Raw genomic sequence first — 16,382 nt, 5'->3', positions numbered from 1 at the left:
CCTTTTGTTTTTACAGTTGTTTCAGTTCGCTGATCCTGTGGATTACAGAGTCGCGTTTTTCGCTATAATCTTTTTCCTTGGCACGTTCTTCTTCGATGACGCTTGCCGGCGCCTTTTTAACGAAGCCCTCGTTGCCTAATTTTTTCTGTACGCGCTCAACCTCTTTATTAAGTTTGTCGAGTTCTTTTTCAAGACGTTTCACTTCTTCGTCAATATTGATCAGTCCTGTAAGCGGAAGGATAAGTTCTACTCCAGTTACGACAGCTGTCATGGCTTGAGCAGGTTCCTCGACTTCGATTCCGATCGTCAATTGTTCAGGATTACAGAAACGCTCGATATAGCTGCTGTTTTTCTGTAACGTCTCTAAGGTGGACTCATCTTTCGCTTTTAAAATCAAATTGATTTTTTTGCTTAGCGGTGTGTTCACCTCAGCACGGATATTACGGACGGAGCGGATGATTTCAACAAGCAGCTTCATTTCCTCGGCTGCAGCTGTATCTGTCAATCCTTCATTCACTTCCGGCCAAGCGGCAACAGTGATGGACTCACCTTGATGCGGAAGGTTCTGCCAGATTTCTTCGGTAATGAAAGGCATGAACGGGTGTAACAATCTCATCGTGTTATCCAGTACATAAGCCAAGATCGAGCGCGTCGTTTTCTTCGCTGCTTCGTCTTCGCCATATAGCGGAAGCTTCGCCATTTCAATATACCAGTCACAGAAGTCATCCCAAATGAAGTTGTATAGCACACGGCCCACTTCACCAAACTCATAACGGTCCGCAAGTCTGGTTACGTTGGAAATCGTTTCATTCAAGCGCGTCAAGATCCATTTATCGGCTACAGACTTCTCACCGCTTAAATCGATTTCGTCATAAGTCATGCCATTCATGTTCATCAAAGCAAAACGGGATGCGTTCCAAATCTTATTGGAGAAGTTCCAGACCGCTTCCACTTTTTCCGTGCTGTAACGAAGATCCTGTCCTGGCGAGCTGCCCGTAGACAAGAAGTAACGCAGTGAATCGGCACCGTATTGATCGATGACATCCATCGGATCGACACCATTGCCAAGCGATTTACTCATCTTGCGCCCCTGTTCGTCACGAACGAGACCGTGGATCAGCACATCTTCAAATGGTCGTTCACCCGTGAACTCAAGAGCTTGGAAAATCATCCGCGATACCCAGAAGAAAATGATATCATAGCCTGTCACAAGTGCCCCGGTTGGATAGTAACGTTGGAAATCGACACTGTCCTTGTCAGGCCAGCCCATAGTCGAGAACGGCCATAATGCCGAGCTGAACCATGTATCCAGAACATCCGTATCTTGTTCCCAGTTTTCAGCGTCCGCAGGCTCTTCGTGACCTACATACACTTCACCTGTTTCTTTATGGTACCAGGCTGGAATGCGGTGACCCCACCAAAGCTGACGGGAAATGCACCAGTCGCGGATATTTTCCATCCAATGCAGGTACGTTTTTTCGAAACGATCCGGTACGAAATGAACTTTTTCCTCATCGGATCCTTTTTGAAGCTCGACGGATGCATCAGCCAGCGGCTGCATTTTAACGAACCATTGCGTCGAAAGATATGGTTCAACAACAGCACCGCTTCTCTCTGAATGGCCGACTGAGTGAAGGTGATCTTCGATTTTGAAGAGTACTCCTTCTTCCTGAAGGTCTTTGACGATTTGTTTACGGCATTCAAACCGGTCCATGCCTTCATATTTACCAGCCTTTTCATTCATCGAGCCATCTTCATGCATGACAAGGATGCGTTCCAAATCGTGACGGTTCCCGATTTCGAAATCATTCGGGTCATGAGCCGGAGTAATTTTGACCGCGCCTGAACCGAATTCCATATCGACATAATCATCACCGACAATCGGGATTTCCCGGCCTGTAATTGGCAAGCGGACCATTTTGCCGATCAAGTGTTTATAACGGTCATCTTCAGGATGTACAGCAACAGCAGTATCACCAAGCATCGTTTCTGGACGGGTGGTGGCAATTTCAATTTCACCTGATCCGTCAACCAACGGATATTTCATATGGTAAAATGCGCCCTGCACATCTTTGTAAATAACCTCGATATCGGATAACGCCGTTTTCGTCGATGGATCCCAGTTGATGATGTATTCGCCGCGATAAATCAAGCCCTTGTTATAAAGCGAAACGAACACTTCACGCACAGCTTTTGAAAGCCCCTCATCAAGAGTGAAGCGTTCACGTGTATAATCAAGTCCAAGACCCAGCTTTGACCATTGTTCACGGATATGGCTCGCATATTCCTCTTTCCATTTCCATGTCTCTTCTACGAATTTTTCACGTCCAAGGTCATAACGGCTCACGCCTTCCGCACGAAGTTTCTGTTCTACTTTCGCTTGAGTGGCGATACCGGCATGGTCCATGCCCGGCAACCATAAAACATCATAGCCTTGCATTCTTTTCATGCGTGTCAAAATATCTTGAAGTGTCGTATCCCAAGCGTGGCCAAGATGAAGCTTACCTGTCACGTTAGGCGGCGGGATGACAATCGTATATGGTTCTTTTTTATCGTCACCCGTCGTTTCGAAAAACTTTCCATCAAGCCACCATTTGTAGCGGCCTTTCTCTATCGTCTGCGGATCATATTTAGTCGGCATAGAAATTTGGTTCTCTTCCATATCATTTCCTCCTTTTTAGGCATAAAAAAAACTTCCATCATCACAAAAGGACGAAGGAAGTTGTTCGCGGTGCCACCTTTTTTCCGAAAAAGAAAAAACTCTTTCGGCTCTCAAATCGGATAACGGCTCTTCACCGGCCTTCGCTACTAAGACGTTCACGAAGACTGCTCGCGGACGACTTCGGATGCTGCTGCCTGGAAACCTCGCACCAATTTGGTTTCCTCTCTGAAAAGTGCATATCATCTTACTATTTCCGGTCTTTGCATTGATTTATATTCATATGTAAATTCATTGAATGCATATAGTATATAGTACAAAAAATATGGGGCTCCAGTCAATCATCTTTTCGCTTACTTTCCCAGGAATCATCCCATTTGATACATTCAAGGTCGTTTTATTTATTTTATCCTCCAGGAACAGTAAATGTGACGGCTTTATCACCTTTTCCACTGCCCACCCATATTATATAAGAAGTCCTAAAAAGGAAGGTAATAATATGAAACGAAGATATACTCCCTATACTTTACCGCCTTGGATGAAGAAATTCCGCGGTGTCTGCCAGCAGTTCATCGTCCCCTTTATCGTATTCCAAGGCTTACGCACACTGATTTTTCCGACTTTCTTCGATATGCTCCTGCTAATCGCATTTATTTTCCTGGCCATGTCTTTATATTTCGAATGGATTTAATTATTCCCTTACAGCAAAAAAATATACATGACTGGAGATAATCCAATCATGTATATTTAGCTTGGAGGTGATTGTTCTTCTTTGGCAGCCTCGGCAGCAGCCTTTTTCTGCTTTTCGATCTCTTCGATCTTCATCACCATATATTCAATATTTTTCAGAAGCCAAAATTGCCGCTGCAGTTGAGTAACATTATCAAGCTCTGAACGATGGACCCTGCCATCGGAATAACTCTTCACTAATTCCAAAGCTGATCCAGGGAATGCCAGATAACTTTGCATGAGCAGCAATTCTTCTTCCTTCAACGGAAAATAACGAAAATAGTTATATAGCCAGTCAACGCAGTCATCGCATTGGACAGGATAGGTCCTGGCCGATTTAACGAGAAATGGCAGTAAATCGAAATGCGGCGGTGCCGTATTCGAATTCTCAAAATTGATGAAGTAGCCATATCCCCGCTCATCATAAACGAAATGCTTCAAAGAAAACTTTCCGTGAGTGACCACGGTTCGAACCTTTTCACTTTCCTTCGTCTTTTCATACCAGGTTTCAAACTTCTTGATCGAGTACTTCAGCGCCTGTGAAATATCATTGTAGAAAGAACAAACCGTCAGTTCGAATGGAGACATATACCACTTCTTTTCACAGCTGACAATATACTCATCCATAAATTCCTTCTCGTTATTCCAGGCATCAAGCGTCCGCTCATAATGGGCTTCTCGTTCCTCAATATCCACTTGTATTTCCTTAACGGAAAGTGTATGCATCCGAGCAAGCTCCCTGAACATTTGCTTATGTTTTTCATCGCGCTCCCCGTCCCTTTCATTATTGAGCCAGGGCATCAGGTAATACAAACGGCCATTATGAAGAACGGCGTAACGCTGATCCATCGTTTGATAAATCGGAACGATCCGATTATAGCCGCGATGGTACAGTTTTTGAACATTTTTGATAAAATCCATGCCGTTCTGCGGTAACATGGATTTCAGGGCAAATGTACCGCGATCACTGTATACTTTTTTCACACGTCCGAAGTCCTCAATATATTGTACATACATGGCATATTCCTTCAATACGGTCTCCGTGTCCCGATCCCGATTGGCAGGCTGCTGATTCTCGTTTTCCCTCACGAGACTCACTCACTTTCTCTAAAAAACTAAAGATTCTCCAGCACCTAAAAAACAGGAGCAGACCATATGCTCTGCTCTCTGTCCCGATCAATTCTTATATGCAACCGCCTTCGGTATATAGATGACTTGCCCTTCATGAACGTTTTGATTCGACTCCAATTCATTGCTGAAAAGTATCGATTGAACCGTAACATCATATCGTTGAGCCAAGTCATCAAGCGTTTCCCCTTGCTGAACAATGCAAACCTTCATCCTTACCAGTTCTTCTTCTTGTTTCCGTCCGAATAAATCCATGATGGAAGGCTGCTTCTCACCATGATCGGCCGTTTCTTTATCATCACGTTCCGCGGCTTGTTTCCTGCCTTTGAAATTCTTAACCTCCTTAGCCGGAGGCGCAGGTCTTTCCCTCTTTTTGAATAGATCGCTTAAGGACGAATTGGATTCCTCTTCCTGCTCCACCTTTACATGTTCATTTAGAATAGGACCCGCTGCAACGCCATCTTCCTCCTGCCGTATGACATCCTCGGTTTCTAAATTGGAAACAGGGCTATTTTGATGATTGGCTGCTTGAATTGGCTCTTCTACTACTTCTTCTATTACTTCTTCTGCTTCTTCTTTCAATGTCACTCTAGGAATCTCTATCTTCTCCACTGGATCCTGCCTGCTTGGTTCTTCCTCCAGTTTCCCCTCTTCCATGGAAGGTACCTTATCCGTTGGGTCAGACGGATCTCCAATAACTTCTTCCTCTACAGCTTCAGCTTCTTCCTGTCTATGCACTTCCGTTTCCCACTCCTCCTCTTCAGGATATGGTGAAACGGGAATTTCAAAAACTGGGGCACTATGCTGATTGCTTAAATAAATCGGTTCCTCTTCTTCTTCTTCATTTGCTTCAGAAACTCGTTTTGACTCTGCAGAAAAGGGCGCGTATAACTCTTCTTCCTCCTCATCACGGAAAACAGGCTGAAAGTCCGGGATCGGCGGCACTGCAGCCGCATAAGGAATATACGACTCATTTTCCCCATCCGTTTCTTCTTGTTCCTCTGTTTCCCCAACTTCCTGCTCCGTATCGAAACGTTCTTCCACATATGAATCATTATAGATTCCGGTTATCAAAAGATCCGCCTGCAATTTCAAACAGTTATGCTCTGGCAGGGCATAATCAAAGCTTTGAATCGAGACATCGACCTCATCCAATGAGGCAATCCGATTATTCGGAATCGTTATGTCAACCGGAAAACGGTGTGTGAACTCATTTAGTCCATTGAGATGCCTCTCGACCTTTTGAACCGCTTTTGGCAAAAAGGTCTGCGAAAACTCCTCTTCTTCACCATTTTGCGAGTCTTTATATTCACCGCTTAAATCCAACGAGCCTCGTATAAAAACATATTGATCACTTTCTTGAATCGTCACATTTGGATCAAGCGAAATGGAATATAGCTCAGCCACTTCCTGTCCCTTCTGGAACCAAACGGATTCCTCTAAAGAAAATCGTAAATACGATTCATTTTCTTGCGACAAAAACAACTCCTCCTTTCAGCTTCAGGAAACGGTACCTATACCAATATCAATCTATGAAGGAAGGAAGCTGATTATTCCTTAATTTCATATGCCACACTCGAGACCTTATATTTCCTGAACCTTTTAAAAAGAAGGGATTCAAATTTTTCAGGCTAAAATTAATGCGGGATTGTAACATCGTAACATCGACATGAAAATCCTGAATGAAACCATTAATTCGACCTTCCACGTACTGATTGAATTCAAAAAAAACTGGCTGCCTTTCTCCAAAAGTTTTTGGAAAATGGTAGCCAGTTCAAATTTATCATTATTCAAAATATCGGTAGTTCATGAAGCCTTGCATCATTTTTTTAATTTTGCAAAAGCCTGTTCTGCCGCTGTAATGGTCTTTTCGATATCTTCATCACTATGTGCAGTGGAAAGGAATAAACCTTCAAACTGTGACGGCGGCAAGTAGATGCCTTGATTCGCCATTTCCCTATAGTAAGAAGCAAAGAACTCTAAATCGGATGTTTTTGCTGTATCATAGTTTACGACTTCTTCATTCGTAAAGAAAAGTCCAATCATGGAACCGGCACGGTTGAATGTATGGGGAACTCCGTACTTTTCCGCCGCTTCCCCAATACCTTTTTCGAGCATATCCCCTTTTCGGGCGAACTCATCATAAGATTCTGGAGTCAATTGGCTCAGCGTTTCAAGGCCGGCCGTCATGGCAAGAGGGTTACCCGACAATGTTCCCGCTTGATAGATTGTCCCACTCGGGGCAATTTGTTCCATGAATTCTCGCTTGCCTCCGAATGCTCCTACAGGCAAGCCGCCGCCAATAACTTTCCCAAGGCAAGTCAGGTCAGGCACGATGCCAAAATAGCCTTGTGCACAATTATAGTCGACACGGAACCCTGTCATAACTTCGTCAAAGATCAATAGAGCCCCGTATTGGGTCGTCACTTCACGTAAGCCTTCGAGGAAACCAGGTTGTGGGGGAACCACACCCATGTTCCCTGCAACAGGTTCTACGATGATACAGGCAATGTCTTCGCCAAATTGTTCAAATGCGTATTTGGTCGCAGCTAGATCATTATATGCTACGGTAATCGTATTTTTTGCAATGCCTTCCGGTACTCCCGGGCTATCCGGTAAACCTAATGTCGCAACGCCGGAACCCGCCTTGATCAGCAAGGAATCGCCATGGCCATGATAGGAGCCTTCGAATTTCAGGATTTTATCACGGCCTGTAATGCCTCGTGCCAGCCTTAGTGCACTCATCGTCGCTTCTGTACCTGAAGATACCATACGGATCATTTCAATCGAAGGCACCCGTTCAATGACCAACTTGGCCAGTTCATTCTCAATCAGCGTCGAGGTTCCAAAGCTTGTACCTGACTCCGCTACCTTTTTCAATGATTCCACGACACGGTCATTCGTGTGACCCAGGATAAGCGGTCCCCATGAAAGAACATAGTCGATATATTCATTTCCATCGATATCATACATTTTTGAGCCTTTTCCACGCTCCATGAAAATGGGATCCATGTCCACAGATTTGAAGGCACGCACCGGGCTGTTCACGCCGCCTGGCATCAAATTTTTTGCTTCGGCAAACGCTTTTTTCGATTTTTCATATGACCGCATGATTCAATCCCCTTTTTCCATTACATGTTATATTTTTTATATCATTGATTATCTTTGATTATCTTTGATTATCTTCGTTTATCCAGCGTGCTACCTCTTTTGAAAAATACGTAATGATCAAGTCGGAACCTGCGCGTTTCAAGCCTGTCAGCATTTCCATCACTATCGCTTTTTCATCAATCCAGCCATTTTGGGCAGCTGCCTTAACCATTGAATATTCACCGCTGACATTATAAGAAACAATAGGAAGATTAAAGTTATTCTTAACGTCCCTAATGATGTCCATATAGGAAAGGGCCGGTTTCACGATTAGGAAGTCTGCACCTTCAGCAACATCGGATTCAGCTTCACGGAATGCTTCAAGGCGATTGGCGGGATCCATTTGGTAAGTTTTCCTGTCGCCGAATTGTGGCGCACCATTTGCGGCATCACGGAATGGGCCGTAAAAAGCCGAAGCATATTTCACCGCATAGGACATGATCGGAATACCTTCATAACCCGCTTCATCCAGACCTGCACGGATGGCCGCAACGAAACCGTCCATCATGTTGGACGGTGCAATGATATCGGCGCCGGCCTCTGCCTGGCTGATTGCCGTTTTGGCAAGAAGGTTAAGTGAAGCGTCATTGAGGATTTTTTCCCCTTCTACGACCCCGCAATGGCCATGGCTTGTATACTCACATAGGCAGGTATCCGCTATGACAATAACATCAGGATATTGTTTTTTAATAAAACGGGTTGCCTCTTGCACAAGTCCGTTATGGTGAAATGCCCCTGTGCCCTGTTCGTCTTTATCATGATCGAAAGGGACACCGAATAAAATGACTGATTTAATGCCCAGACTCACGACTTCATCCATTTCTGCCCCCAGATTATCCATGGATAGCTGATAGATACCTGGCATGGAGTTGATCTCATTTTTCACATTTTCTCCGTCGATGACGAAGATCGGATAGATCAAATCCTCTTTATGCAATTGTGTTTCACGGACCAAAGCCCTCATGCCAGCACTTGCACGCAAGCGACGGTGGCGATTGAATGGAATGTTTTTCATTTTAAAGTTCCTCCTTTTTACTTCTTTTCAAAATGTAGCGTATTAACTCCGCAACCATGGCATCCGTTGTATAAACATCTGGACAGACATTGACGGATAGCCCATGTTTTTCAGCCGTTTTAGCGGCAATCGGCCCGATGCAGGCGATGATGATCCGGTCTACGTATGTATCCAATTCATGGCGTTTCATGATCTGTAAAAAATGATTGACCGTCGATGAACTCGTAAAGGTTATGATGTCGATATCATCGTTCTTTATAAGCTGCACCAGTTTTTTTTCACTGCTTCGAGGAAGCACGGTATGATAAATAATCACTTCATCACAGGATGCACCTGCTTCATTGATTGCCTCCGCAATAACCGCCCTTGCGAGATTTCCTTTTGCCAGCAACACGCGGGACCCTTTATCAAGCAGGGCATTGAACTCGGCCACGAACCCTTCGGCAACAAACTGAGTTGGAACGAAATCCGCCTTATATCCATGTCGTTTCAGGGCCGCTTCTGTTTTGGAGCCGATTACGGCTATATTCGGAAGCTTTAAAGGCTGGTTACCAAGAAGCTTAAAGAAGAAATCCACCCCATTTTGACTGGTCAAAATGATCCAGTCATATGTAAGCAACTCATCTAACCGCTGTTGTACATCTTCCAAATGATCAGGAAGAGTGAACTCAAGCAATGGCACAAGAAGTGGCGTTCCGCCATTTTTTTCGATCGATTCTTTTAAACCATCTGCCTGTCCTTTCCCTCTGGTGATTAATACCTGATAATCCTTAAGAGGTTGAAAGGGATTCATTACTGATCAAGCTCTTCTTTTACGCGATCGATCAATTCTTTACCGCCCATTTCGCTAATCTGTTTGGCAGCAGCATGCCCAACCGCCTCGGGATCGGTTCCCTCAACCATTTCTTTATAAATCACCTTTCCATCCGGGGCAGCGACCAAAGCCGTCAAGGAAACGGAGCCATTATCTTTTGCCACCGCAAATCCGGCAATCGGTACCTGGCATCCGCCTTCCATTTTATCCAAAAAGGCACGTTCCGCTTCAACCGTTCTTTTCGTTTTTTCACATGTCAATTTCGCAAGTTCCGCCAGCAGCTCTTTGTCGTCTTCGCGGCACTCAATGGAAAGTGCTCCTTGTCCAACTGCCGGAATGCAAATATCTTCATCTAAAAATTCCGTTACGATGTCCTTCTCCCATCCCATTCTTGATAGTCCGGCAGCAGCTAAAATGATAGCATCATAATCTTCCGTTTTCAGCTTATTCAGACGGGTATCGATATTACCGCGAATCCATTTAATTTCAAGGTCCGGCCTTCTAGCCAGTATTTGCGCGCCACGGCGCAAGCTGCTTGTACCTATGATGGAACCCGGCTTCAGTTCGGAAAGGGTTTCATGGTTTTTTGAAATCAAGGCATCCCGATGGTCCTCCCTCGGTGGTATGCAGCCAATCGTCAAGCCTGGAGGCAGCACTGCTGGCATATCTTTCATACTATGTACTGCCATATCGATTTCTTTATCCAGCATCGCTTGTTCGATTTCTTTAACGAATAAGCCCTTTCCTCCTACCTTGGAAAGTGTTACATCAAGGATTTGGTCTCCCTTTGTGACAATTTCCTTCACCTCGAACTCGTATGGGACCCCAAGCTCCTTAAGTTGATCGATAACCCAGTTCGTTTGGGTGATCGCTAATTTACTACGTCTAGAACCGACAATTATTTTTCTCATAGTTTCCTCCTATGTATTCCAAAAGTGGAATGTTGAAAGGCTTCCGAAAAGGAAAAAGTTAATTAACACAATCATGAAAGATCCAATATTCAGAAAGGCTAGCGTCCTTCCATACATTTGTTTCCGAATTTTCAAGTATAAAAACACACTGTAAGCGATAAGCAAAATAAATGAGCCGATGATCTTCATGTCCAGCCAGGATACTCCAGGCACTTTTATATATGCCCATTGAATCCCCAGGATAAGGGAGACCACTAATAATGGAACACCTATTACTGCGAGGACATAAGACATTTGCTCGAGCTTTGTTAGATCGCCGAGTCGAAGCAGGCGTTTTCCCCATTTCTTCCGTTTCAGTAAATCATATTGAATTAAGTATAAAAGTGAAAAAACGAAAGAAAGCGTGAATGCCCCATATGATAGGATGGCAAAAGTGATATGTATGAGCAGTAGCTCTGAAACCAGGCGCTGTGCAAGCACTTGAGATTCTATCTGAACAGGTGCAAAGGTATGGATGGCCATAACCATGAAACCTAATACATTCGTAAAAAAGACAGTAAAATCGACTCTTAGCAATCGGTTAATGATTAAAGATAACGATATGAGGACCCATGCATAAAAATATAATCCTTCAAAAATCGTCAATACCGGGAACCTTCCCGTTTTCAACACATACAGAAATAAAAAAATTGTTTGCAGTACCCAAACAATAGAAAGCAACCAGAAGGCGACCCTGTTCGCCTTCTGGTTATTATTGAGGAAATCGATAAAATATAAAAGCATACTGATGGCATACAACAATACAGTGGCTTCATGCAATCTTGTCATTAGTAATTCCATATCTACCTCATTACTGGACAGGAACTGGATTCAATAGGGATGACTTGGAGCTGTTCCGTTCTTTTTCATCCGCAACCAGCTGGTCTTCAATCAATTCCTCTAAATGGAAGATTTTCACGAAATTATTTAATTGCTCTTTTGCATTCGGCTCATCTGCCAGCTCTTTTGCATAAAGAATCGGATCTTTCAGCATTTGGTTGATGATGCTTTTCGTATGCTTGTTCAGAACTTTTTTGTCACGTTCGCTCAAATGCGGCAGCTTTCTTTCGATGCTTTCCATCGTTTCCTTTTGTATCGATAGGGATTTTTCCCTTAAAGAAGAAATGACGGGAACCACACCAAGTAAATTAATCCATTGATTGAAATCAACGATTTCTGATTCGATCATCAATTCTATTTTCTCGGCAGCTTTTTTACGTTCTTCGATATTGGCTTGCACGATCCCTTCAAGATCGTCAATATCATACAAGAAGACATTTTCCAGCTCAGCCAATGTTGGATCGAGGTCACGCGGCACTGCGATATCGACCATGAAAATAGGACGGCCTTTACGAAGCTTATTGACGAATGACATCATTTCTTTTGTTACAAGGAGATCTTTTGATCCAGTGGAAGTAATCAGGATATCTGCTTCCACTAAAGCGCATTGCAGCTCTTGAAGCTGTTTCGCCGTACCATTGAATCTCTCCGCCAGGTCGACCGCTTTCTGAAAGGTGCGGTTAATGACTGTAATGCTGTCGGCTCCATTGCTATGCAGATTTTGAATGGCCAGCTCACCCATCTTACCGGCCCCAAGAATCAAGACATTCTTGCCGTTCAGGCCTCCAAAGATTTTCTTGGCAAGCTCGACTGCTGCATAGCTGACGGAAACGGCATTTGTATTGATTTCGGTTTCCGAATGAGCTTTTTTAGCCAATGTAAGGGCTTGCTTGAAGAGATGGTTAAAAACGGTACCGATCGTATCTTCCTTCTGCCCTAACAGATAGCTTGAACGTACTTGTCCCAAAATCTGAGTTTCTCCCAGTATCATGGAATTCAAGCCGCAGGTAACTGAAAATAAATGCTCGACAGCCCCATCGCCTTCATAAATGAACAGATATTTAGAAAATTCTTCTTTATCGATATTAAACCATTCCGAAAGAAATTCCTTTATATAATACCTGCTTGTATGAAGCTGGTCACCGACCGCATATATTTCCGTCCTGTTACATGTTGAAATAATAATATTTTCCAAGATGCTTTTTTTATTTTTAAGAGCTTTCATTGCCTCGGCAAGTTCGGCTTCGTTAAACGATAGTTTTTCCCGAATTTCTACAGGGGCAGTTTTGTAATTTATACCAACCGCTAGAATATGCATCCTTTTGTTTTGCACCCCCAAAATTTTTCATGTAAATTTATTATACCATGTACTAAAATGGTTTTACGTAAATAATATGAACAGTTTATGAATAACGTATGCTACCATGAAAAGACAGCCAAAACGCCCGAAATGCTACAAAAGGTGTCTAAGCGGGATTGGTAAGTTACATACATATTTCGACATTGTGTACAAAAGTACCATATCAAAAATGGCAAAAAACTTCAAGTAATCGAATTGCATAGGAGGATAAAATGAAAACGCAGCGTATTTTTCCAGGAATCGTATTAATCGGTTTCGGGCTCTATTTTTTTCTTGAACATTCCCAAATCGAAATCTTTCCAGGCTTTTTCAGCTGGCCCACTTTATTATGTATAGTTGGTGCAGCCTTCCTGATTCAGGCATATAGCGGTAATGAATATGAGTCCATCCTGCCAGGCGTCATCTTACTGGGGTTCGGGGCTCACTTCCATATCGTCGAGAATCTGGATATTTGGCCGGATAATATAGGTATCTTTATTTTAATCATTTCGCTGGGATTTATTCTCCGGGCACGTAAAACAAATTCTGGAATGTTTCACGGGATGGTAATACTTCTCATCTCGATCACTTTCTTATTCTATGATCAAATCACATCGTCTTTTGGGCTTGTTGAAACAAGCACTGCGAACATCGAAAGGTTTTGGCCATTTGCGTTGATGGCAATCGGCATTTATTTTTTGGTTCGAAAAAAGTGAGAATTTCCGATTCCAAATGAAAAAGGGTATTCCTGATGCGGAATACCCTTTTCTTTTACATATATTTCTTAAGGACGCCCCAGGCTTGTTCCTTGCCTTCGCCTGTTTCACCAGAGAATAGAAGCAATTCATCTTCTTTTTCCATATTTAACGTTTGGCGCGTGATTTTCAAGTGTTTCTGCCATTTGCCTTTTGGAATCTTATCCGCTTTGGTTGCAATGACGATCCGGGGCAGATCATAATGCTTCAGGAATTCATACATCGCGATATCATCCTTTGTAGGCGGATGACGCAAATCCACAATCAGAAGCGCAGCGCGGAGCTGGTCTCTGGAAGTGAAGTACGTTTCGATCATTTTTCCCCAAGCATCACGTTCCGTCTTGGATACTTTTGCATAACCATAACCCGGTACATCCACAAAATGGAGTGCTTCATTTATGATATAAAAATTCAAGGTCTGCGTCTTACCCGGTTTAGAGGATGTGCGCGCCAAGTTTTTTCGGTTGATCATTTTGTTGATGAAACTGGATTTTCCAACGTTGGAACGGCCTGCCAAGGCAAATTCCGGTATTGGAGTATTGGGATATTGTTCAGGCTTCACAGCACTGATGACAATATCTGAACTCGTCACTTTCATTCGTTCACACCTACCAATGCATGCTCAAGGACTTCATCGACGTGTGAAACTGGAACAAATGTTAATGCTTTACGGACACTTTCCGGGATATCATCAATATCCTTTTCGTTATTTTGCGGGATGATGATTTTCGTAAGTCCTGCGCGATGGGCCGCTAAAGATTTTTCTTTAAGCCCGCCGATCGGAAGAACCCGTCCGCGTAATGTAATTTCGCCTGTCATGCCTACCTCTTTTCTGATCGGCCTATTTGTAAGGGCCGATATTAACGCTGTTGCAATCGTGATGCCTGCAGAAGGGCCATCTTTTGGGACCGCACCTTCAGGGACATGAATATGAATATCATATTTTTCATGGAAGTTCGCATCAATCTGAAGTTTCTCGGTTTTTGAACGGACATAACTGAAAGCAGCCTGGGCTGACTCTTTCATTACATCGCCAAGCTTTCCTGTCAGGATCAGCTTGCCTTTACCTGGTGATAAGGAAACCTCGATTTGCAGCGTATCGCCGCCTACCGACGTGTATGCTAATCCATTAGCTACACCGACTTGGTTCTCGACCTCCGCCTGTCCATAATGGAACATGGTTTTCCCTAAAAACTCCTCGACATTCTTTTCTGATATGACGACCCGCTTTTTATCTCCGGACACGATGATTTTTGCAGTCTTCCGACAGATGCCTGCAAGCTGTCGCTCCAAACTTCGAACACCGGCTTCCCGAGTATAATAACGGATGATTTTTGTAAGAGCTTCCTCACGAATTTGCAGTTGTGTCTTCAATAAACCATGGTTTTCCAGCTGTCTAGGCAGCAAGTGATCCTTGGCTATATGAAGTTTCTCTATCTCAGTATAACCTGCAATCGAAATGATTTCCATACGATCACGAAGCGGGCCAGGAATCGATCCCAAATTATTCGCCGTCGCCACGAACATGACTTTGGAAAGATCGTAAGTTTCTTCAATATAATGATCACTGAAATTATGATTTTGCTCTGGATCGAGCACCTCCAGCATCGCTGCAGATGGATCTCCCCTAAAGTCATTGGACATCTTATCCACTTCGTCCAGTAAAAAGACTGGATTGATCGTTCCAGCTTTTTTCATGCCTTGAATGATCCTTCCTGGCATCGCCCCTACATATGTACGGCGATGTCCGCGGATTTCTGATTCATCGCGCACCCCACCTAAAGATATACGGACGAAATTCCTATTCAGCGATGAAGCGATCGATTTAGCCAAGCTGGTTTTCCCGACCCCTGGCGGTCCCACCAAGCAAAGGATCGGTCCCTTCAATGAATTGGTCAATTGCTGGACGGCCAGATACTCAAGCACCCGCTCCTTCACCTTTTCCAAACCATGATGGTCCCGGTTCAGGATTTTTTCGGCTTTATGAATATTCAAGTCATCTTTGGTCGCTTTGGTCCAAGGAAGCGAGATCAACCATTCGATATAATTGCGGATGACAGAACTTTCGGCCGAGCTGGAAGGAACCTTTTCATAACGGTCCAATTCCTTTAGTGCCGTTTCTTTGATGTGCTCAGGCATTTCCGCTTCTTCTATCTTTTCGTTGAGAACCTCAATTTCCCCTGTTTTTCCTTCTTTATCTCCCAATTCCTTTTGGATCGCTTTCATTTGTTCTCGTAAATAATATTCCTTTTGAGTACGTTCCATCGAACGCTTAACACGCTGGCCGATCTTTTTCTCGAGAAAAAGAACTTCTTTCTCGTTATTGATGATCTCGATTACACGGCTTAAACGCTCTTTCATATCAATGGTCTCAAGCACTTCTTGCTTCTCCTTCAATTTCAAAGGCAAATGGGAAGCGATTATATCCGCTAATCGTCCAGGCTCTTCAATATCCGAAGTGGACGAAAACGTTTCACCGGTTATTTTCTTGGACATTTTTATGTATTGTTCAAAATAATCCAGTAGGGTGCGCATTAATGCCTGATGTTCAGCATCCTTTTCATCACTGTCTTCATATATTTTAATCTTGGCACCATAATGTGTCTCATAATCGTAAAATTCAATGACTTCTGCGCGGTTCAACCCTTCCACCAACACCCGGATTGTACCATTTGGAAGCTTCAGCATCTGTTTTACCTTTGTTAAAGTTCCCATTGTAAATAAATCTTCTTCACCTGGTTCGTCCAACGAAACATCTTGTTGTGTCGTCAAAAATATAAGATGGTCTTCCACCATTGCTTTCTCAAGGGCTTGTACCGATTTATCTCGGCCTACATCTAAATGAAGTACCATCGTTGGATATACAAGCAGTCCTCTAAGCGGCAGGAGGGGGACGATGATTTCTTTATCAGTCATTTCCTGACACCTCCATCTAATTAGTATCGTCGTTGTAAACTATTTACCCATGTTCTCAACCTTTTAACAATTCTATCCTATTTATAT

Annotated in this window: 13 protein-coding genes and 1 other annotated feature; of the genes, 2 read left to right on the top strand and 11 right to left on the bottom strand. The window is 43.5% G+C overall.

The annotated features are described in order from the left end of the window. Positions 1–10 precede the first annotated feature (10 nt). Positions 11–2,662 (bottom strand): valine--tRNA ligase, encoded by a 2,652-nt coding sequence (locus V3595_RS03955; RefSeq protein ID WP_485905481.1) that lies wholly within the window; start codon positions 2,660–2,662, stop codon positions 11–13. Between the two features lie 43 nt (positions 2,663–2,705). Then, positions 2,706–2,932 (bottom strand) — a binding site (T-box leader). A gap of 226 nt (positions 2,933–3,158) precedes the next feature. Here V3595_RS03955 and V3595_RS03950 point away from each other — a divergent pair. Beyond that, complete coding sequence (locus V3595_RS03950) at positions 3,159–3,350, top strand: hypothetical protein (protein WP_101222799.1); 192 nt, start codon at positions 3,159–3,161, stop codon at positions 3,348–3,350. Between the two features lie 56 nt (positions 3,351–3,406). On the opposite strand, the gene ysxE is transcribed toward V3595_RS03950, so the two are convergent. The 8 genes from ysxE to hemA form a co-directional block, all read right to left on the bottom strand. Further along, the gene (gene ysxE / locus V3595_RS03945) at positions 3,407–4,477 is read right to left on the bottom strand and encodes a spore coat protein YsxE (protein ID WP_485905480.1); all 1,071 of its coding nucleotides are present in this window, start codon (positions 4,475–4,477) and stop codon (positions 3,407–3,409) included. Between the two features lie 87 nt (positions 4,478–4,564). Then, on the bottom strand, positions 4,565–5,995 hold the full coding sequence (spoVID, locus tag V3595_RS03940; protein ID WP_485905479.1) for a stage VI sporulation protein D: 1,431 nt from the start codon (positions 5,993–5,995) through the stop codon (positions 4,565–4,567). 342 nt (positions 5,996–6,337) lie between these two features. Then, complete coding sequence (gene hemL / locus V3595_RS03935) at positions 6,338–7,627, bottom strand: glutamate-1-semialdehyde 2,1-aminomutase (protein ID WP_402898119.1); 1,290 nt, start codon at positions 7,625–7,627, stop codon at positions 6,338–6,340. A gap of 58 nt (positions 7,628–7,685) precedes the next feature. Then, positions 7,686–8,681: a porphobilinogen synthase gene (hemB, locus tag V3595_RS03930; RefSeq protein ID WP_485905478.1), complete on the bottom strand. Its 996-nt coding sequence runs from the start codon at positions 8,679–8,681 to the stop codon at positions 7,686–7,688. Position 8,682: 1 nt separating this feature from the next. Continuing rightward, positions 8,683–9,474 (bottom strand): uroporphyrinogen-III synthase, encoded by a 792-nt coding sequence (locus V3595_RS03925; protein WP_485905477.1) that lies wholly within the window; start codon positions 9,472–9,474, stop codon positions 8,683–8,685. After that, complete coding sequence (gene hemC, locus V3595_RS03920) at positions 9,474–10,406, bottom strand: hydroxymethylbilane synthase (RefSeq protein ID WP_137020109.1); 933 nt, start codon at positions 10,404–10,406, stop codon at positions 9,474–9,476. The genes V3595_RS03925 and hemC overlap by 1 nt, the downstream gene beginning before the upstream one ends. 9 nt (positions 10,407–10,415) lie before the next feature. Then, positions 10,416–11,246, bottom strand: a complete 831-nt coding sequence (locus tag V3595_RS03915) for a cytochrome C assembly family protein (RefSeq protein ID WP_133349505.1) — start codon at positions 11,244–11,246, stop codon at positions 10,416–10,418. Between the two features lie 10 nt (positions 11,247–11,256). Further along, positions 11,257–12,603 (bottom strand): glutamyl-tRNA reductase, encoded by a 1,347-nt coding sequence (gene hemA / locus V3595_RS03910; RefSeq protein ID WP_101222807.1) that lies wholly within the window; start codon positions 12,601–12,603, stop codon positions 11,257–11,259. A gap of 254 nt (positions 12,604–12,857) precedes the next feature. Between hemA and V3595_RS03905 the strand changes: the two genes are divergently transcribed. Beyond that, complete coding sequence (locus V3595_RS03905) at positions 12,858–13,340, top strand: LiaI-LiaF-like domain-containing protein (RefSeq protein WP_101222808.1); 483 nt, start codon at positions 12,858–12,860, stop codon at positions 13,338–13,340. 55 nt (positions 13,341–13,395) lie between these two features. On the opposite strand, the gene yihA is transcribed toward V3595_RS03905, so the two are convergent. Continuing rightward, positions 13,396–13,977, bottom strand: a complete 582-nt coding sequence (gene yihA / locus V3595_RS03900; protein ID WP_034308918.1) for a ribosome biogenesis GTP-binding protein YihA/YsxC — start codon at positions 13,975–13,977, stop codon at positions 13,396–13,398. Then, positions 13,974–16,295 (bottom strand): endopeptidase La, encoded by a 2,322-nt coding sequence (lon, locus tag V3595_RS03895; protein ID WP_137020107.1) that lies wholly within the window; start codon positions 16,293–16,295, stop codon positions 13,974–13,976. The genes yihA and lon overlap by 4 nt, the downstream gene beginning before the upstream one ends. Positions 16,296–16,382: the final 87 nt, after the last annotated feature.

Source organism: Bacillus sp. CFBP9009 (genome assembly GCF_036541465.1).
Taxonomy (GTDB): Bacteria; Bacillota; Bacilli; order Bacillales; family DSM-1321; genus Peribacillus.
This window is presented reverse-complemented; position numbering and strand designations above follow the sequence as displayed.